Genomic DNA, 20139 nt, shown 5'->3' on the forward strand with positions numbered 1-20139 from the left:
AGTACCGGCTTGAGGCGAGGTTTATAAAAAATATCTTATATACAAATGATGTGTAACACTGAAAAAGAGAAAGACAATGTTAGTTTTTGAAAGGGGTTTGTACGTTTGGCTAGAAAACAGCAATTTGATTACAACGAAGATGCCATACAGGTGCTCGAAGGCCTTGAGGCTGTCCGGAAAAGGCCGGGTATGTATATTGGCTCTACTGACGCGCGCGGCTTGCACCACTTGGTTTATGAAATTGTAGATAACTCTGTCGACGAGGTGCTTGCCGGCCATGGAGATCACATAATCGTCAAAATACATAAAGACAATAGCATTTCTGTACAGGATAGAGGCCGTGGCATGCCGACCGGAATGCATAAGCTCGGCAAACCAACCCCTGAAGTGATTTTTACGGTACTTCATGCCGGAGGAAAATTCGGCCAAGGCGGCTATAAGACAAGCGGCGGGCTCCATGGAGTGGGTGCGTCAGTCGTGAATGCTTTATCTGAATGGCTGACAGTTACCATTGAACGGGACGGTTTTATCTATCAGCAGCGATTTGAAAATGGAGGAAAACCGGTTACATCTCTCGAAAAGATCGGCAAAACGAAAAAGACGGGAACACTCACACACTTTAAGCCAGATCCAACGATGTTCAGCGCAACAACCTATAATTTTGAAACGCTTTCCGAGCGCTTAAGAGAGTCTGCGTTTTTGTTAAAAGGATTGAAAATTGAGCTGATTGATGAACGCAATGACCAGCATGAGGTCTTTTATTATGAAAACGGCATAGAGGCGTTTGTCGCTTACTTAAATGAAGAAAAAGACGTCTTATCTGAAGTGGTCTCGTTTGAGGGAGAGCACCATTCCATAGAAGTGGATTTTGCGTTCCAGTTTAACGATGGTTATTCTGAAAATATTTTGTCTTTTGTTAACAATGTCAGAACAAAAGATGGCGGGACGCATGAGTCGGGTGCAAAAACTGCGATGACCCGGGCTTTTAATGAATATGCGCGAAAAGTGGCTTTGCTGAAAGAAAAGGATAAGAACCTTGAAGGCACCGATATAAGGGAAGGGCTTTCAGCCATTATTTCTGTCCGCATTCCTGAGGAGCTTCTTCAATTTGAAGGACAAACAAAAGGAAAGCTCGGAACGAGTGAAGCAAGATCAGCGGTTGATGCAATTGTTTCCGAGCAGCTTGCTTACTTTTTAGAGGAAAATCGGGACACCGCAACGCTTCTTGTCAAAAAAGCAATCAAGGCGAGCCAGGCGCGCGAAGCGGCACGCAAAGCCCGTGAAGAAGCAAGAAGCGGCAAAAAACGAAAAAAATCAGAAGCGACTTTAAGCGGAAAGCTGACGCCTGCGGGTTCGAGAAACCCGGCAAAAAATGAATTGTATCTCGTTGAGGGTGATTCAGCAGGCGGGTCAGCCAAGCAGGGAAGAGACCGCAGATTCCAAGCAGTTCTGCCTTTACGCGGTAAAGTCATTAATACAGAAAAAGCTAAGCTTGCGGATATCTTTAAAAATGAAGAGATCAATACGATCATTCATGCGATCGGCGGGGGTGTCGGAGCAGATTTCTCAATCGATGACATCAACTACGACAAAATCATCATTATGACCGATGCCGATACTGACGGCGCCCATATTCAAGTGCTGCTTCTTACCTTTTTCTATCGCTATATGAAGCCGCTCATTGAGCATGGCAAGGTGTTTATAGCGCTGCCACCTTTATATAAGGTCAGTAAAGGAAGCGGGAAGAAGGAAATCATTGAATATGCATGGTCTGATGAAGAGATGGGTGATGTCCTGAAAAAAGTCGGCAAGGGCTATACCATTCAGCGATATAAGGGTCTTGGAGAGATGAACGCAGACCAGCTTTGGGAAACGACAATGAATCCGGAGTCCCGCACCCTTGTTAGGGTCAAAATTGACGATGCGGCACGTGTAGAGAGACGTGTAACGACGTTAATGGGAGACAAAGTAGAGCCGCGCAGAAAGTGGATTGAGAAAAACGTCGCTTTCGGCTTAGATGAAGAAAGCAATATTTTAGAAAATGAAAACTTATCGGTCGCTGAGGAGGTTTAATGATTGTCACAGCCAGAATTATTTCATGATTTACCATTAGAAGAGGTGATCGGCGACCGTTTTGGACGCTACAGTAAATATATTATTCAAGACAGAGCGCTGCCTGATGCGAGAGACGGATTAAAGCCGGTACAGCGCAGAATTCTGTATGCGATGCATACAGATGGAAACACGTTTGATAAAAACTTCAGAAAAGCGGCCAAAACGGTCGGTAACGTCATCGGTAACTATCATCCGCACGGTGACAGTTCGGTTTATGAAGCAATGGTGCGGATGAGTCAGGATTGGAAAGTTCGTAATGTGTTGATCGAAATGCATGGAAACAACGGAAGCATCGACGGAGATCCCCCGGCAGCCATGCGTTATACAGAGGCACGATTATCTCCGATAGCATCTGAGCTTCTTCGGGATATTGACAAAAACACGGTTGAATTTGTGCCTAACTTCGATGACACAAGCAAGGAGCCTGTCGTACTCCCGGCGATGTTTCCTAACTTATTGGTCAACGGATCAACCGGGATATCAGCGGGATACGCGACCGACATTCCCCCTCATCATTTGGGAGAAGTCATTGATGCTGTCATTAAGCGTATTCAAATGCCATCTTGCTCTGTTGATGAACTCATGGAAGTCATTAAAGGGCCTGATTTTCCGACAGGCGGTATTATTCAAGGCGTTGACGGCATAAGAAAAGCTTACGAAACTGGAAAAGGAAAAATCATTATCCGCGGAAAAGCTGAAATTGAAACAATCAGAGGCGGACGAGAACAAATAGTCATTACTGAAATTCCATTTGAAGTAAATAAAGCAAACCTTGTGAAAAAAATGGACGAGTTCCGTATTGATAAAAAGGTTGAAGGCATCTCAGAGGTTCGTGACGAAACGGATCGAACAGGGCTGAGAGTGGTCATTGAGCTGAAAAAAGAAGCGGATGCCAAAGGCATTTTGAATTTCTTATATAAAAACACTGATTTGCAGATCACATATAACTTTAATATGGTGGCTATTCATAACCGCCGTCCGATGCTGATGAGCCTGCCGTCTATTTTGGATGCGTATATTGGACACCAAAAGGAAGTCGTCACAAACCGGTCCGTTTATGAGCTTCAAAAAGCAAAAGACAGACATCACATCGTAGAAGGGCTCATGAAAGCTTTGTCCATTTTAGATGAAGTCATTGCAACGATCCGTTCTTCAAGCGATAAACGTGACGCTAAAAATAATTTGATTGCGAAATACGAATTTACAGAGCCTCAGGCTGAAGCCATCGTGTCATTGCAGTTATATCGTTTAACCAATACCGATATCACAGCGCTTAAGGAAGAGGCAGAAGAGCTCGGTAAAAAAATTGAAGAGCTCGAATCTATTTTAAGCAATGATAAAAAGCTGTTACAAGTGATCACAAACAGCTTAAAAGCACTGAAAAAGAAATATGCAGACACGAGACGCTCCGTGATTGAAGAAAAAATTGAGGAAATTAAAATCAACCTTGAAGTTATGGTTGCGTCTGAGGATGTATATGTAACCGTTACGAAGGATGGCTATCTAAAACGGACAAGCCAGCGCTCATATGCCGCTTCTAACGGCCAGGATTTCGGAATGAAAGATACGGACAGGATGCTGCATCAATTTGAGATGAATACGACGGACGTGCTGCTGCTCTTTACGAACAAAGGAAGCTACATTTATTGTCCTGTTCACCAGCTGCCTGATATCAGATGGAAGGACATGGGTCAGCATTTTTCTAATATCATCACCATTGACCGTGATGAAACGATTGTAAAGGCCATACCGATAAAAGAATTTGATCCGTCGGCATATCTATTGTTCTTTACGAAAAACGGCATGGTGAAAAAGACAGAGCTCACCCATTACAAAGCACAGCGTTATTCTAAGGCGCTTGTGGCCTTAAATCTGAAGGGTGAAGATGAATTGATTGATGTTCATGTAACAAATGGGGAAAGCCAGATCTTTATGGCCACTCACTTAGGGTACGGCCTGTGGTTTAGAGAAGACGAAGTGAATGTAGTTGGCGCGCGTGCGGCAGGTGTCAAAGGGATTAACTTAAAAGAGGATGACTTTGTTGTCTCAGGAGAGATCCTTCAAGAATCTGATTCAATTGTTTTGTTCACACAGCGGGGAGCGGTAAAACGCATGAGTCTTTCTGAGTTCGAGAAAACATCCCGCGCAAAACGCGGTGTCGTGATGCTAAGGGAACTGAAAAAGAATCCTCACCGTGTTGCAGCACTGTTCGCTTGCGGTCTTGAACAGCGGCTTATGGCAGAAACAGAAAAAGGCGACAGAAAAGAACTGCAGGCAAAAGAGCTGCGGACAAACGACAGATACAGCAATGGCTCTTTCTTTTTTGATGAAGAGGAATCAGGCAAGGTTACAGCTGTTTGGCGCGTTCATACAGAACAATAATAAAAAACCCGCTCATATTACGTGAGCGGGTTTCGTTTATTTAGCTTTCATGGTTGGTGAATAGATCTGTTACGGCATGAATGACTTCAATTCCCTGCCATACAAATAAATTCAGCGCTGTGAAAGAAAATAAGCCTAATATCACCATTCTTAAGATAAACAACATGTTAAACAGCCTCCTCATATTATCGTTATATAATCGGGTGATGTTGAACATGAAGTTTGCCGAAATAAGACGACTGATAAAATTTGGCCAGTATAAAGCTTTTTTTCCGCTGGCGCCTGCGGGTGTATCCCGTACTTTTGCTTTCAGCGGTCAGAAGCAGAACAGCCATTGCCCACAAAGCGGTTAGCGCAAATGCCCCTGTGATGGATTTCTTCTCATCATCAGCATTTTGGCCGGCTTTCATCTCGTGCATTTCCTGCTGGTCGGCTACGGCTTTATAATGATGGCCGATATCAAAGGCGTGGGGAATTGAGAGCAAATGAAAACTGGCGATCGCCAAGAATAAGATGGATGCTTTCAATATCGTTACTTTTTTCAAATGATCTCCCCCTCCTTTAATATTACTGAATATTTTTATAATAATACCCCAATCCATCCTAAAAGTAAACCTGATTTATTAAATTTAAAAACTAAATTTCACTTTGTTAAGTATATATCTTTTTGCTTATTTTTGAAAGAGAAACATTCTTTATTAGTGTATGTATACCCGGTTTATGGTGTGAATAAAAGCATATTTTAGATGATATGTTTGTTGTCTAAGGTTTATTCCTTTATTTGTGAGCTAAAATCAAAGGAAAGGTAAGAAAATGAGAGGAAATGATTGCATTGTTAATAGGTACTTTTTTAAAAATGCAAACTTGCAACGAATGTTTTTATTTTTTATAGGAAAATGCTAGGGAAAGGGTCGACAGAGTAACATCTGGCTATGACAATATTCTTCGCGAAAAAACTTCCTAATTCGTCATATTGTGATATAATAAAACTCGTTATGTTAAAAAATCTAACATCAAAACGAATTCGTATTGAATTGATGAAAACGGGAGGTAAATATGGCGTCTTTTTTCGATAGTTTAATTCATATTCCAAGTGATTTCATTTGGAAATACCTATTTTATATTTTAATAGGGCTTGGATTATTTTTTACCATACGTTTTGGTTTTATCCAATTCCGTTATTTTATTGAAATGTTCAGAATAGTAGGTGAGAAGCCTGAAGGAAATAAAGGCGTTTCCTCTATGCAGGCATTCTTTATTTCCGCTGCATCCCGAGTCGGTACTGGGAATTTGACTGGTGTAGCTTTAGCAATTGCGACAGGCGGACCGGGCGCTGTGTTTTGGATGTGGGTTGTAGCTGCTGTAGGTATGGCTTCTAGCTTTGTTGAGAGTACGCTAGCGCAGCTTTATAAGGTAAGAGACGGGGAGGATTTCCGCGGAGGTCCGGCCTACTACATTCAGAAGGGTCTTGGAGCCAGATGGCTTGGCATCGTTTTTGCTGTCTTAATTACGGTATCATTCGGTTTAATCTTTAACGCTGTTCAAACGAATACTATTGCAGGAGCGTTGGATGGCGCATTTCATGTGAATAAAACAGTTGTAGCCATTGTCTTGGCTGTTTTAACTGCGTTTATCATTTTTGGCGGTTTGAAACGTGTTGTGGCTGTAACACAGTTAATCGTACCGGTTATGGCAGGCATTTATATTATTATTGCATTATTTGTTGTCATCACAAATATTACGGCTTTCCCTGGCGTTATCGCTACAATTGTTAAAAATGCTTTAGGGTTTGAACAAGTCGTCGGCGGCGGAATTGGCGGCATCATCGTTATCGGTGCGCAGCGCGGACTTTTTTCAAACGAAGCAGGGATGGGAAGCGCTCCGAATGCGGCTGCAACAGCTCATGTATCGCATCCGGCAAAACAAGGTTTTATTCAAACATTAGGCGTATTTTTCGATACATTTATCGTATGTACGTCCACAGCGTTTATCATTTTGCTGTACAGTGTAACGCCAAAAGGTGATGGTATCCAAGTAACCCAGGCTGCCCTTAATCATCATATCGGTGGCTGGGCGCCTAGCTTCATCGCAGTCGCAATGTTCTTGTTTGCATTCAGTTCAGTTGTCGGCAACTATTATTATGGTGAGACAAATATTGAATTTATTAAAACAAGCAAAACATGGCTGAATATTTACCGGATTGCGGTTATTGCTATGGTTGTCTACGGTTCTCTATCAGGCTTCCAAATCGTTTGGGACATGGCGGATCTCTTTATGGGTATCATGGCGCTGATTAACTTAGTTGTGATTACGCTGCTGTCAAACGTTGCTTACAAAGTTTATAAAGATTACGCGAAACAGCGTAAACAAGGACTTGATCCTGTATTTAAAGCGAAAAACATTCCAGGGCTGAAAAATGCTGAAACATGGGAAGATGAGAAACAAGAAGCATAAGAACACGGCTGCATTCAATTCATTGAATGCGGCTTTTTATTTGGCGCAAAGAAGCAGAATCTTTCAAATTAAACAAAAAGTAACGTGAATAGTCCTGATTAAACAATTTTCTATTTGGTCCGTATGTGTCAGCAGTATCTGAATCAAGACAAAAAGAGCAAATTGACAGGCTTTTAATCCGTCTAAAAACAAGAAATTAGGTTGATAGACAAAGATGAGATAAATTTTTACAATAGTCCGTGCCAAACAAAAACGGAAGGGAGGTGGAGCGGACGAGTTAATAGGCATATATTTTCGTCATGATGTAAAGGAGGAAAGAATACTATATATGAAACGTCAAGTCTCTATCTTAATCGTATGTTTATTAATTTCAATACTCGCAACCAGCGGCTTAGGAAATCCAGCAGCATCTGCTGCAGGAGCAAAAACGCCAGTCGCCATAAATGGCCAGCTTAGCATAAAAGGCACGCAGCTAATCAATCAAAACGGCAAAACGGTGCAATTGAAGGGGATCAGTTCACACGGATTGCAATGGTATGGCGATTTTGTCAATAAAGACAGCTTAAAATGGCTGAGAGACAATTGGGGCATTACCGTTTTCCGAGCGGCGATGTATACAGCAGATGGCGGTTATATTGACAACCCATCCGTGAAAAACAAAGTAAAAGAAGCGGTTGAAGCGGCAAAAGAGCTTGGGATATATGTCATCATTGACTGGCATATCTTAAATGACGGTAATCCAAATCAAAATAAAGAGAAGGCAAAAGAATTCTTCAAGGAAATGTCAAGCCTTTACGGAAACACGCCAAATGTCATTTATGAAATTGCAAACGAACCAAACGGTGATGTGAACTGGAAGCGTGATATTAAACCGTATGCGGAAGAAGTGATTTCCGTTATCCGCAAAAATGATCCAGACAATACCATCATTGTCGGAACCGGTACATGGAGCCAGGATGTGAATGATGCTGCCGATGATCAGCTAAAAGATGCAAACGTCATGTACGCGCTTCATTTTTATGCCGGCACACACGGCCAATCTTTACGGGATAAAGCAAACTATGCACTCAGTAAAGGAGCGCCTATTTTCGTGACGGAATGGGGAACAAGCGACGCGTCTGGAAATGGCGGTGTATTCCTTGACCAGTCGCGGGAATGGCTGAATTATCTCGACAGCAAGAAAATCAGCTGGGTGAACTGGAATCTTTCTGATAAGCAGGAATCATCCTCAGCGTTAAAGCCGGGAGCATCTAAAACAGGCGGCTGGCCGCTTACAGATTTAACTGCTTCAGGAACATTCGTAAGAGAAAACATTCTCGGCAACAAAGATTCAACGAAAGAACGCCCTGAAACGCCGGCACAAGATAACCCCGCACAGGAAAACGGCATTTCTGTACAATACAAAGCAGGGGATGGGGGTGTGAACAGCAACCAAATCCGCCCGCAGCTTCACATAAAAAATAACGGGAATACCACGGTTGATTTAAAAGATATTACTGCCCGTTACTGGTATAACGCGAAAAACAAAGGCCAAAACCTTGACTGTGACTACGCGCAGATTGGATGCGGCAATCTGAAACACAAATTTGTGACGCTGCATAAACCTAAGCAAGGCGCAGATACCTATCTGGAACTGGGGTTTAAAAAAGGAACGCTGTCACCGGGAGCAAGCACAGGAAATATTCAGCTTCGTCTTCACAACGATGACTGGAGCAATTATGCACAAAGCGGCGATTATTCCTTTTTCCAATCAAATACGTTTAAAACAACGAAAAAAATCACATTATATAATCACGGAAAACTGATTTGGGGAACAGAACCCAAATAGTTTAACTGTTGGCGGACATCAGCAATGATGTCCGTTTTCATTATCTTATCCAGTAAAACAAGGAGGTGTAGGGTGTGGATGAAACACTGAAGCAATATATGATGCTGTTCAAAGAAATGAATCATGCGATAAATGGTCCGGACTATCCAGGTAAGGAAAAAGACATCCAGTATCAAAAAGAACAGATTGAAGCTTACGAAAAACAGCTGCAGCAAGGATTTTCTACAGATTATGACTATGATGTGTTTGCTGACTCTGTTATCAAATGCGCATATGGCGATATGACGCTGGAAGATTTAGAAGCAGTTTATTATGGATTAACAACGCCATTTTTTTGATTAGCAACAAACCAATAAAATTTCATTTCAATTTCTGTCTCACTAACTTAAGTATACTTTTGATATGAGACAGAAATTCATTTATTTTGTTTACTTCCTAGAATATATATTATGTAAACTAAAAAGCGAATTCTTTTAGTAGTTGGTTATTAAATCTTGGCCTTCCGGTCTTTTCTTTTCTTAAAGTTTGAATTGTCAACAAGTCAAACTTTCGATAGCGTTCTACATTTCCCTTCCCTGAATATTCATAATATCTATCTCAGTAATAGTGCACCAGTTGTCGTTCAGAATGGATCTAGTTTTACTTTCTGTAAAGAGAACATAAAAGTGAATCCATTAAATGATAAAATACTTATTTGTTTATAACGCTTATGTTTATTCCTTATACATTTATTTTAACAAGCTGATGCCCTCCCACATTTAAAAACCTTGAATCATGCGTCTTCAAAACGACGCACGACAAGAAAAAAAGCGATTTTCTGAACGGAAAATCGCTTTTTTCTACTTCAACTTTTTTATTCCCGTGCAGGTTTATTTGCGGCACCCTCGGCGGTTAATGTCCGTATCCGCTCCAATGCGGTACCGCTTGCCTTAGGTGTCCTTAACGATTTACAACAAATGTTGTCACGCTTTGAGCTGGAAGATGGGCCCAAAAATGATTGCCTGATACAGTGAGATTCGTTCCAGGTTGTAGATTGCTGCTGCTGCTCGTGATCCATCTAGATACGTTTGAAGCAGATCCATTCTGCAAAACAAAGTTTTGGTTGACCCCTGTGTTGCTTTTGTTAATGGCAACAATAACGACCTTGTTGTCACCTTTATAGGCTGACACGTAAACGTTCGTATTAGGGTTTTTCGTTGCATCAATCCTTACATAGCCGGGACGCACAAACTTCGAGAAATGAGCCATATTGTAACCGCGTTTACTGATCGTACCATCTTCTTTCATAGGACCATATGATCTTCGGATGTACCACCATACATAAGCTTGAAAATCTCCCTCTACCATCGAATTGTGAATATGTTGTGAAACATCCAATGCCTCGGGCCATCGATCCGCCGAGTTGTTATCACTGTTCGGATAGTATACTTCCGTCATCCATAGGTCTTTTCCTGCTCCTTTTTGTTTGAAAAGAGGATAAGGGAATTGGCTGACCTGAGTGCCGTACAGGTGGGTTCCGAGAATATCCATATTGCCAAGAGCCTGCGGGTCGTTCAAGATCGGGTCCGACAAATTCTTCAAGTATTGAAATGACTCAGGCGCAATGACACGGGCATTGATCGAGCCGGCGTTTTCTCTCATAAAGCGAAGCATTTCTTGCGGCGTCCACCACGTCCACTCGTGAGCGTAATCAGGCTCATTTTGGACCGAAATCGCGTAAAGATTCACACCATTATTCTTCATGAAGGTAACAAAATCATTAAGATGCTGCGCATATGCGGCGTACTTGTCGTATTTCAGCCGTTTAGCCGATGTATCACCATTACGATTAAAGGTCTCAACCATACCACTTGGAGGATTCCAGGGAGAAGCAAAAACGATTGCCCCATGTTTGACCGCACTCTTGGCAGTCTCCACCTCTTTATACCAATTATTTCGATTTTCATCTACATGAATTCTTAAGATTGAAAAGCCTAACTGATTCTGTCCATTGCCAAAAGCCGTTTCTCTTTGAGCTGCTGTAAGATCCCCAGTCCAAGCCGGATGATTCATCCCTCCAAAACCGCGAATCACTTGTTTCTCTGCAGATACATTAACTGTTACATCACTGGCTGCCAAAACTTCAGTAGCGCCTGGCCCTAACATGACTGACAACATAGTGAAACATACTAATAATATACAAATTGTTTTTTTAAAACGTGGAATCATTTATTTCGCTCCTTCGTCATGTGTCTTTTACGGTATTAGAAAATTCATAATGGCGGGCTATTCCGGTGCTTGCCACCCGTCTCGTTTTTAAACGGTCCCATTACGAATCCTATCTTTGTGTAAACTGCCAGTAATCAAAATTAAACAAGTTTCCTGTACCTGTTCCGGTAAATACAAAGAATACTTTGTGCACACCGGTTGCCCCGCTTACTGCAGTTTCTATCTCTCTCCACGTTTGCGCTCCGCCTGTGGAAGGTACATTCAGGGTTCCAACAAGCTTACCATCAGCACTGTCGAGGCGCACTTCTATTTTTCCGCCTAAAGTGGATGCTACATTTGCTTTAAATGACCTGGCACCGCCCGCTCCAAAGTCTGCATTTCCTACAGCAATCCAGTCTCCATTTTGAATGCTTGTTACATGCTGATTATTTACTGGCCCGCCGGGGGCTGTGGACTTCTCTGTCAAAATGCGTCCATTCCAGGCAAACGTTTCAGCTTCTACCCGGTTATATGGGTTTAAATTGGAAAGCTGTGTTACACCTGCATAATTTGCTGCTACCTCTTGGATGGATCCATCTGGGTTATGCACCAGCTTATTAATATGGGGAGAACGGTAACCTTTGCCGGCCCCGAACAGAGCGGAACTGACAGTTTGCGCATGGTACACTGCATACCACTCGTTTTTAAAATTGAAAACAGCATGATGGTTGTTTCCGCCGCCTCCGAAAAATGCACCCGGATTTTTCAGGAAGTGCCCTCTATATGTAAAGGGACCCATGGGATTTGAACTGGTCATGTAGCCGATCTCACCTGGGGGTTTATCGGCCGGGTGCGTGCCGCCGAAATTGATGCAATAGGAATAGTAATATGTTCCGTTATACTTGTGCAATCCCGAATCTTCAAACATGAAAGGCGCATCAATTGTGGATGCACTTCCCTCAACACTCGTCATATCAGGCCCCAATTTTATGACTCTTGCCGTTTTAGGATTGGCCCATTGTCCCTGCGTTGGATTTGAACCGCCAGGAACGCCTCCCCCGGCATACATGTAACCGGTGCCGTCATCATCTACAAATACAGCCGGATCAAAAAGCCATACAACACCAGACATTCCTGGCGTACTTGGCGTTACGAGCGGTTTTCCGATTGGGTCGGTCCATGGACCAATCGGGCTGTCTGCGGTGAGAACCCCGATACCTCCGCCGCTGTTTGCGAAATAAAGGAAGAATTTATCCTTGCCATTTATTTTTTTAACTGTGATTGCCGGTGCCCATGACGCACCTGCCCATTTTGCAATTCCACGGCCTCCATTAGCTCCATTGGCACCTGCTACCGGAATGGCTCCGTGGTCTGTCCAGTTCACCATATCCGCTGAAGATATGACGAATACTCTATTCAAATTGGCAAATGAATTATCTTTAATTGTTCCGTTGCTATTATATTCATAATCATCACTTGACATATAAATGTAAACCCTTCCGTTATAGGTCAGCGCAATCGGATCTGCTCCCAAATGATGGTCGATAAGCGGGTTTGAATTCCCTATATGTTTTGCAATTGTAGTACTGGTGGCAGCATACGCAGACTTTCCAGATAAGCAGCTCAATAATAAAACTAGAATCCATAAACATACGCTACACTTTTTCCTCATCACTTAACATCCTCCTTTTTCCTTAAAATGGGGGGATTTTCTTTTGGAATTTGATAACAACAGGTCATGAAGAGCGCACCACTAAACCCATTGAACGGAGATGCATATTTATCCAAAATATCCCTTTGTCTAACATCCTACCTTATTAAAAAAATTGTGTATAGGATACTTTTGGAGGAATTCGTGTTCGATTCTACAAAGGAACTGGATACATTTATTCATTGATAAGATGGGGCTAACATAGACGGCTGTTACCGACTTCTTCTTCGCTTCCTGTTCCCTCGAATCTCGTTGTTTTAGAGCTATTGACATAATAGACATCTTTGCAGATAGGAAATCATGGCTCGAAACTTCTCAATCTATTGAATTCGGGCTGCTTTTTCTGCTGATTCCTGTTTACATTGTTCTCTTCTTTGTAAGACATTTCGTTATCATTCCGCCCTCTTCCCCTTCGACATACTGCATATTTTGTCCATCCTTATGTAAAGAGAGCGGTATACCCGCTTTTTCATGTTTTGTTCATATTTTATTAATTGTTTATTCAACACTGTCCGTTAAAGTAATCCATATCAACAAATATGGCAGCTATTCGCATCTTTTATGAAGGGAGGTCGGTGCCGTTATGCTGAAAGAAAAAATAAAAACATTAGGACGCTTTTGCACCGTAGGCGTCGGCAATACACTGATAGATTTTGGTGTCTTCTTTCTCCTTACTGCTTGTCATGTCCCTTATCTGTCGGCGCAGATCTGCTCCTATTCGGCAGGTATCATCAACAGCTATGTGTGGAACCGGAATTGGACATTTCGTGTAAAACGTAAGGCTGACGGGAAAGAGATCGTACGCTTTCTCATGATTAATATTGCCGCGTCGGGGATCACCTTTTTGCTGCTTTATTTGTTTCAAAACTGCGGATGCTCGCTTTTGGTGAGTAAGCTCGCCGCCACTATCGGCGGAATGATGATGAATTTTATCGGAAACCGAATCTGGGTATTTGGAGATTCGCTGAAAAATATACAGGATCAGGAGTGAAGATGAATGAGAAAAAAAGTGAGAAAAGCGGTTATTCCCGCAGCGGGTTTAGGAACGAGATTTTTGCCGGCGACAAAGGCGCAGCCTAAAGAAATGCTCCCAATCGTCGACAAACCAGCAATCCAATATATTGTAGAAGAGGCCGTAGAGTCAGGAATTGAAGATATACTGATTATTACAGGGAGAAACAAACGCTCGATTGAAGATCATTTTGACCGATCGGCGGAATTGGAATTCAATCTGCGGGAAAAAGGCAAGACGGAGACACTTGAAGAAATGCAGCAGATCGCCGATTTGGCCAACATTCATTACATCCGCCAGAAAGAACCGCTCGGATTAGGCCATGCGGTACTGTGTGCGGAGCATTTTATCGGAGATGAGCCTTTTGCCGTTCTCTTAGGTGATGATATTATGGTGTCTGAAACACCGGCTCTTCGGCAATTAATGGATGTATATGACGTTTATGGCACAGAGGTTGTCGGTGTACAGTCAGTTCTCCCTGAGGATGTCAGCAAATATGGTATTATAAATACATCAGGGTCTCAAGGGCATGTGTATGAAGTGAAAGATTTAGTTGAAAAGCCTTCACCTGAAGAAGCGCCTTCCGACATCGCCGTAATGGGACGGTATGTGTTGAATTCTTCGATCTTCCCCGTTTTGAAGTCAATTGGCAGAGGCGCGGGAAACGAAATTCAGCTCACAGATGCGCTTCGTGAGGTTTGCCGTAATGAGCCGATCCATGCTCGGCTGCTGGAAGGAAATCGATATGACATTGGCGATAAGCTGGGCTGTTTTAAAGCGAGCACTGAAATCGGCTTAATGCGTCCCGAAATGAGATCTCAGCTTTTGACCTATTTAGAAGGTGTAATCAAACGGGAAACGAAAGAAATGCTGCGGTAAAAAAATTGTAACCATCTTGCTCGTCAATCAGTCATATAATAGTGAAAAAGATTAGGACAGGTTGTGAAGAATGTGGGCAGTTTGATAAGCGAAATTTTAACATGGCTGACGAACATGGGATATGCGGGTATTGCGATTGGGTTAATGATTGAAATCATTCCGAGTGAGATTGTATTAGCTTATGGCGGCTATTTGGTATCGGAAGGCACGATTGGGTTTATTGGCGCCATTATTGCGGGTGTTATCGGAGGTACCATTGCCCAGATCTTTATTTACTGGATCGGCCGCTATGGAGGCAGACCATTTTTGGACAAATACGGGAAGTATTTATTGATTAAAAAGCATCATATCGACATGTCGGAAAACTGGTTTCAAAAGTACGGCGCCGGGGTTGTTTTCTCGGCTCGTTTTATACCGGTTGTCAGACATGCGATATCCATTCCTGCAGGTATTGCCAGAATGCCATTTCTCAAGTTTGTGGTACTGACTGTGCTTGCTATCATTCCATGGTCTATCCTGTTTGTTTATTTAGGCATACAGCTAGGAAGCCAGTGGGATGATGTAGAGAACATAGCGGGTACTTATACAACACCGATTATGATATTGGCTGTTGTTGTGATAGCCCTTTATTTTGTGATTAAGAAACGTACAGCCATATTCAAACGATAGCTAGCGGATATGCATAGGGGTGAATGAAGCTCCCCTATGCATATTTTTTTACTTGCGATGTTGATTTGCCAGCTTCAGATTCTCCGCTAAAAATGCGACAAACACTTCATCCCGCACGAGCGATGCGGCATAATTTCTTTTAATGAACCATTCTGCTTCTTCAAACGCTGCGAATGTTTCATCCTGTGTTTCCCCGTTAATTTGGATATTCCACTCGTTGTCTAAAGGAAACAGAAAAAATCTCATTTGAGCACGATTTTCATATAATGATCCGTTCGCAGATCCTTTTAGATTATAGATGTTACGGAAAGCATCAGGCCGTACAGGATCAATCCGGAAAGCTTCAGTTACAAACAACTCGTATACTTCGTCGGTTATTGAACAGCCGGATGCCTTTGCATGCCCCCCGCCTCCGTATCGGCCGGCGATCTCTGACACATCGATGTAATCATGAATGGTGCGCAAACTGACTCGTTTTGATCCCATGCTTAAAATCGCAATGTAATCGAGGTGCGGATTATCTTTCCCTAGCCTGTTTCCCAGTTCTGAATGGTACGATTCAGCGTGAACAATGCCTACACAGTGTTCGTGCACAAAGGTTTGTACCATTTCCCTTTTCTTTCTTCGGAGGTAACGCTCAATTTTTTCGTTTTCTAAATCAAGCAGCTTTTCTTCAAAATCATCGAAGAAAAATTCGTCATGCGAGGATAGGCGCTGAATCATTTTTGCCTCAAATTCATCAATTGACAACAAAAAGAAAAGATCATTAAGCCGCTTCGCCTGTTTTTGATCGTACCGCTCCCATTCCCATGTATCGTATTGGCGGACGAGCTCTGTGAATTGGTCTAAGGCATTTGTGGGTTTCATGAAGCTATTTTCAACGAGATAGCCATATAAAAGTGACGTCGCGGATGTGAGCCTTCCATCATCGTATTCCACCTGGATTAATCCCCATTCATGCTCATTCAAATGAAGGGCTGTTTTATGGTGGTCAATAAGCTTCACTTTGCCCCCTGCATGAACATAATCATTCAATCTCTGTTCGTTTTCTTCATTGACGGCGAGATCGGTGATGAATAATGCATCTTGTCTGTTGCTCTCCTTCATTTTTTCTAAAAAGTACTGCACCTGTGCGTTTAAGCCGTTGACAGAGTTATACCGGACCTCAACGTCTTTTCCGAATGCCAATTTTGCTACGATTCCGCATCCTACTCCGTCCAAGTCGTTATGTGAATATAAATGATACATAATGTAGGCCCCTTTTTATGATAAACTGACAATTGCCGCTAAAGATGCGGCAGCCTTTATTTACTATTCTAAAAAACAAAGCGTTTTATGCAAAGGCGATTAGTTTACATAATATTATTATTGTGAATATATAAAAGAGCGCTTTTGGCGCTCCTAAGTTCTTGCTATTTTATACCGGATAAACCGGATGTTTTCGATTGGTAAATGTCATTTCCTTTGTCATGTATGCCTTCAGCCGTTTGGCCAGCTCATTACGCAGCGAATTGGCTGGGATAACAGCATCAATGATCATTTCTGAAGCCAGACGGTAGATATTGATGTCCTCTTTGTATTCCTCCCGTTTGTTGCCGATAAATGCGGCTCTCTCTTCTTTTGGCAGTTCGGCGATTTTTTTAGCGTAGACAGCGTTTACAGCAGCTTCAGGGCCCATAACGGCGATTTGGGCGGTTGGGAGCGCTAGACAGCAGTCCGGTTCAAAGGCAGGCCCTGCCATTGCATACAACCCCGCTCCGTACGCTTTTCGGACAATGACAGAGAGCTTTGGAACAGTTGCCTCCGACATCGCAGAAATCATTTTCGCTCCGTGTCTGATAATCCCCGCCTGTTCCACTTTTGTGCCAATCATAAAACCGGGAATATCCGCTAAGAACAGCAACGGGATATGAAATGCGTCACATAAGGTAATAAACTTAGCCGCTTTGTCTGCTGAATCGTGGAATAAGACGCCGCCTTTAACCTTGGGCTGGTTTGCAACAATGCCGACAGGCTGTCCCTCGATCCGTGCGAAGCCTGTTACTAATTCTGGTGCAAATAAGGCTTTGATCTCAAAAAATGACCCTTCATCAATGATCCGCTCAATCAGCTCATGCATATCAAAAGGTGCGTTCTGGTTTTGCGGAATGACGTCGGCAAGCGGGATGTCGAAGTGTTTTGGCGGGTGTTCCTCATGAATGGGCGCCTTTTCTTGAAAATTTGCCGGAAAGTAAGACAAATAAGCCCGCGCCAGATGTATGGCTTCTTCTTCAGTTTCTGCAAGAATATCTCCGCAGCCGGAGATTGAGCAATGCATACGAGCGCCGCCCATTTCTTCGAGAGACACTTTTTCACCAATGACCATTTCCGCCATCCTTGGCGAGCCTAAATACATGGAGGCGTTACCGTCTACCATAACGACGATATCACAGAAGGCCGGAATATAAGCGCCTCCTGCCGCAGACGGTCCGAAAAGCAAACAGATTTGCGGAATGCGTCCCGATAATTTGACTTGATTATAAAAAATTCTTCCTGCTCCGCGTCTCCCTGGAAAGACATTGATTTGATCGGTGATTCTGGCGCCTGCTGAATCGACTAAATAAATGAGCGGAACGTTTAGTTTTTCGGCAGTTTCTTGAATTCTGATGATTTTTTCAACGGTTTTAGCTCCCCAGGAGCCCGCTTTCACTGTTGAATCATTTGCCATGACGCAAACAGTTTGGCCGCCAATTTTGCCGATCGCTGTTACCACTCCGTCAGCGGGAAGGCCGTCTGACATGCATTCCGCAAAAAAAGCGTCTTCTAGCTCAATGCCATCGTCAAAGAGAAGCGAGAGCCGCTCTCTGACAAAGAGCTTGCCTTTTTCTCGATTGCTTTGGTGATACTTTTCCGCTCCGCCTTTTCGGATTCGTTCGGCCAATTTTGTTCGTTCCTTTTCATAATCCATGAGCATTTCCTCCCTTTTATATTCCCTTGTATACGGCCCGTCTTTTTTCTTGAAACGCCTGAAGTCCTTCTCTCCTGTCTTTTGAAGGAATGGTATGTTCATACGCCTTTTGTTCAATCGCAAGACCTGTAGCGAGATCTGTCTCCAATCCTTTATTGATTGCGAATTTAGCTTGACGGACAGCGATCGGCCCGTTGGCAGAAATGGCTGCAGCCAGTTCCTCTGCTTTTGGCATAAGGTCGCAAGGAGCCGTGACATGCTCTACAAGGCCTATCTCTTTTGCTTCATGAGCGGTTACGCGTTTGCCAGTATAAATTAATTCTTTGGCTTTTCCTCTGCCAATCAGCCGAGGCAGTCTTTGGGTCCCTCCAGCGCCTGGGATAATAGCTAACCCTGTTTCCGGAAGTCCCAGCACAGCTGATTCAGATGCAATTCGAAGATCGCATGCCAATGCCAATTCTAGCCCGCCGCCTAATGCGCTGCCGTTTATCGCGGCTATGATTGGCTGCGGCAAGGCTTCAAGGAAAGACGCTGTTCTTTGAATGAGAGATACACTTTCCAGAACCTGATCTTCTATTAGTTTTATTCGTTCTTTCAGGTCTGCCCCCGCACAGAACGCTTTTTCGCCGGTGCCGGTGAGGATGACGCAGCGAATGTTTGAGTTGAATTCAATTTCTTGAAGAATCATTTGCAGGTTTCTAAGCATTTCTGCTGAAAGAGCATTTGCCGCTTGAGGCCTGTTTAAGGTGATCAACGCAATATGTTCATTTTTCACAGTGAAAAGAATAGATTCTCCCATTGTATGCGTCCTCTCTTTTATCAAGATGATTTAAATACTTGTAAATTTCGGCTCGGCAGCTGTTTGCCCATTTTTTCTTCAATCCATTTGGCCGCAGATAGCAGTTTTTCGAGCTTTACATTTGTTTTGATGCCCATCTGTTCAAGCATGTACACGATATCCTCAGTTGCGGCGTTTCCTGATGAACCTGGCGCATATGGACATCCGCCAAGCCCGCCTGCCGAGCCGTCGAATACCGTGATGCCCATTTGGAGCGCTGTGACCATGTTGGCGAGCGCTGTTCCTCTCGTATCATGAAAATGCAGGGCGATTTGATTCGCGGGGAACCGTGCCAAAAGAGCTTCAAGTACAGTTTCCACTTGGGCAGGATTAGCCGCTCCAATCGTATCTCCAAGCGACAGTTCAGAAATCCCAAATTCAAATAGAGCTTCTGAAAGGCGAATGACTTGTTCAACGGGGACATCTTTTTCGTACGGACAGCCGAAAACAGTCGAGAGGTAGGCTCTTGTTGTGAGGTTTGCTTTTTTTGCGTCATTGTTTACTTGTTTGAGTACACGAAGAGTTTCAGAAGTGGATTTATTGATGTTTTTTCTGTTGTGCGTTTCGCTGGCGGACATAAAAACGCAAGCTTCGTTAATGCCTCCTTCAAGCGCATTCTCCAGTCCTTTTTGATTCGGGACAAGCGCCGCGTACGTCACCCCTTTTTCACGGTCAATGCCTTTTGCTACATCAATAGCATCTCGAAGCGCCGGAATCCATTTCGGATGAACGAAGGATGTGATTTCAATATACGAAAGCCCTGTCCGGGAAAGCTGGTTGATCCAGGTTATTTTATCCTTTGTTTCGATCCATGCGGACTCGTTTTGTAAGCCGTCACGCGGGCCGACTTCTTTGATTGTCACTTTTTTAGGATATGACATGGTCTTCCTCCAAATTATTGAGTGGAATCGCTTAGTTCGAGCAGTACGTCGCCTTCATTTACAAAGTCGCCTTCATTTTTTTTGACTTCTTTTACGACTCCGCTTCGATCTGCAACGATCGGGATTTCCATTTTCATCGATTCCAAAATGGCAACCTCCTGGCCTTTTTCAATTTTGTCGCCTGCTTTGACGTGGACTTTCCACAGGTTTCCTGCCATTTGTATGCTAACTGTCAT

General features: G+C 43.2%; 16 protein-coding genes and 1 pseudogene. 8 read left to right on the plus strand and 9 right to left on the minus strand.

The genetic code is table 11. The annotated features are described in order from the left end of the window. The first annotated feature begins 105 nt into the window (after positions 1-105). Together parE and parC are read left to right on the plus strand one after the other, a co-directional pair. Entirely contained in the window at positions 106-2073 is a 1968-nt protein-coding gene (parE, locus tag CDO84_RS08775) for a DNA topoisomerase IV subunit B (RefSeq protein ID WP_014664141.1), read from the plus strand. Between the two features lie 3 nt (positions 2074-2076). Further along, entirely contained in the window at positions 2077-4497 is a 2421-nt protein-coding gene (gene parC, locus CDO84_RS08780) for a DNA topoisomerase IV subunit A (RefSeq protein ID WP_040083028.1), read from the plus strand. 40 nt (positions 4498-4537) lie between these two features. Here parC and CDO84_RS21825 read toward each other — a convergent pair whose 3' ends face one another. Continuing rightward, positions 4538-4663 carry a hypothetical protein gene (locus CDO84_RS21825; protein ID WP_003231548.1) on the minus strand — a complete coding sequence of 42 codons (126 nt, stop codon included), beginning with the start codon at positions 4661-4663 and terminating at the stop codon, positions 4538-4540. 25 nt (positions 4664-4688) lie between these two features. After that, a complete protein-coding gene (locus tag CDO84_RS08785; protein ID WP_014664143.1) occupies positions 4689-5042 on the minus strand; it encodes a hypothetical protein in 354 nt (117 codons plus the stop codon). A 511-nt stretch (positions 5043-5553) separates the two neighbouring features. Here CDO84_RS08785 and CDO84_RS08790 point away from each other — a divergent pair. The 3 genes from CDO84_RS08790 to CDO84_RS08800 all read left to right on the plus strand — a co-directional run bounded on the left by CDO84_RS08790 (position 5554) and on the right by CDO84_RS08800 (position 9117). Beyond that, entirely contained in the window at positions 5554-6951 is a 1398-nt protein-coding gene (locus CDO84_RS08790; protein WP_040083027.1) for an alanine/glycine:cation symporter family protein, read from the plus strand. Positions 6952-7279: 328 nt separating this feature from the next. Continuing rightward, positions 7280-8779 (plus strand): cellulase family glycosylhydrolase, encoded by a 1500-nt coding sequence (locus tag CDO84_RS08795; protein ID WP_040083026.1) that lies wholly within the window; start codon positions 7280-7282, stop codon positions 8777-8779. 74 nt (positions 8780-8853) lie between these two features. After that, positions 8854-9117: a YnfE family protein gene (locus CDO84_RS08800; RefSeq protein ID WP_040083025.1), complete on the plus strand. Its 264-nt coding sequence runs from the start codon at positions 8854-8856 to the stop codon at positions 9115-9117. Between the two features lie 601 nt (positions 9118-9718). Here the strand turns inward: CDO84_RS08800 and xynC are convergent. Then, positions 9719-10987 (minus strand): glucuronoarabinoxylan endo-1,4-beta-xylanase XynC, encoded by a 1269-nt coding sequence (gene xynC, locus CDO84_RS08805; protein ID WP_040083023.1) that lies wholly within the window; start codon positions 10985-10987, stop codon positions 9719-9721. A 109-nt stretch (positions 10988-11096) separates the two neighbouring features. After that, positions 11097-12638, minus strand: a complete 1542-nt coding sequence (gene xynD, locus CDO84_RS08810) for an alpha-L-arabinofuranosidase (RefSeq protein WP_040083022.1) — start codon at positions 12636-12638, stop codon at positions 11097-11099. A 578-nt stretch (positions 12639-13216) separates the two neighbouring features. On the opposite strand from xynD, the pseudogene CDO84_RS08815 reads away from it, so the two are divergent. The 3 genes and pseudogenes from CDO84_RS08815 to CDO84_RS08825 all read left to right on the plus strand — a co-directional run bounded on the left by CDO84_RS08815 (position 13217) and on the right by CDO84_RS08825 (position 15237). Beyond that, positions 13217-13668 (plus strand): annotated as a pseudogene (locus CDO84_RS08815) (GtrA family protein). Between the two features lie 6 nt (positions 13669-13674). Then, the gene (gene galU, locus CDO84_RS08820) at positions 13675-14568 is read left to right on the plus strand and encodes a UTP--glucose-1-phosphate uridylyltransferase GalU (protein WP_014664150.1); all 894 of its coding nucleotides are present in this window, start codon (positions 13675-13677) and stop codon (positions 14566-14568) included. A gap of 72 nt (positions 14569-14640) precedes the next feature. Further along, complete coding sequence (locus CDO84_RS08825) at positions 14641-15237, plus strand: undecaprenyl phosphate transporter UptA (RefSeq protein ID WP_040083021.1); 597 nt, start codon at positions 14641-14643, stop codon at positions 15235-15237. A 48-nt stretch (positions 15238-15285) separates the two neighbouring features. On the opposite strand, the gene nrnB is transcribed toward CDO84_RS08825, so the two are convergent. The 5 genes from nrnB to CDO84_RS08850 form a co-directional block, all read right to left on the minus strand. Continuing rightward, on the minus strand, positions 15286-16485 hold the full coding sequence (gene nrnB, locus CDO84_RS08830) for an oligoribonuclease NrnB (RefSeq protein WP_040083020.1): 1200 nt from the start codon (positions 16483-16485) through the stop codon (positions 15286-15288). A 169-nt stretch (positions 16486-16654) separates the two neighbouring features. Further along, on the minus strand, positions 16655-18190 hold the full coding sequence (locus CDO84_RS08835) for an acyl-CoA carboxylase subunit beta (protein WP_082032998.1): 1536 nt from the start codon (positions 18188-18190) through the stop codon (positions 16655-16657). A 10-nt stretch (positions 18191-18200) separates the two neighbouring features. Beyond that, complete coding sequence (locus tag CDO84_RS08840) at positions 18201-18983, minus strand: enoyl-CoA hydratase (protein WP_040083017.1); 783 nt, start codon at positions 18981-18983, stop codon at positions 18201-18203. A gap of 20 nt (positions 18984-19003) precedes the next feature. After that, positions 19004-19903, minus strand: coding sequence for a hydroxymethylglutaryl-CoA lyase (gene ldeG / locus CDO84_RS08845; protein WP_040083016.1), 900 nt, complete (start codon positions 19901-19903; stop codon positions 19004-19006). A 14-nt stretch (positions 19904-19917) separates the two neighbouring features. Next, on the minus strand, positions 19918-20139 hold the full coding sequence (locus CDO84_RS08850; RefSeq protein WP_014664155.1) for an acetyl-CoA carboxylase biotin carboxyl carrier protein subunit: 222 nt from the start codon (positions 20137-20139) through the stop codon (positions 19918-19920).

Source organism: Bacillus sp. MD-5, assembly GCF_002201875.1.
GTDB lineage: Bacteria > Bacillota > Bacilli > Bacillales > Bacillaceae > Bacillus > Bacillus stercoris.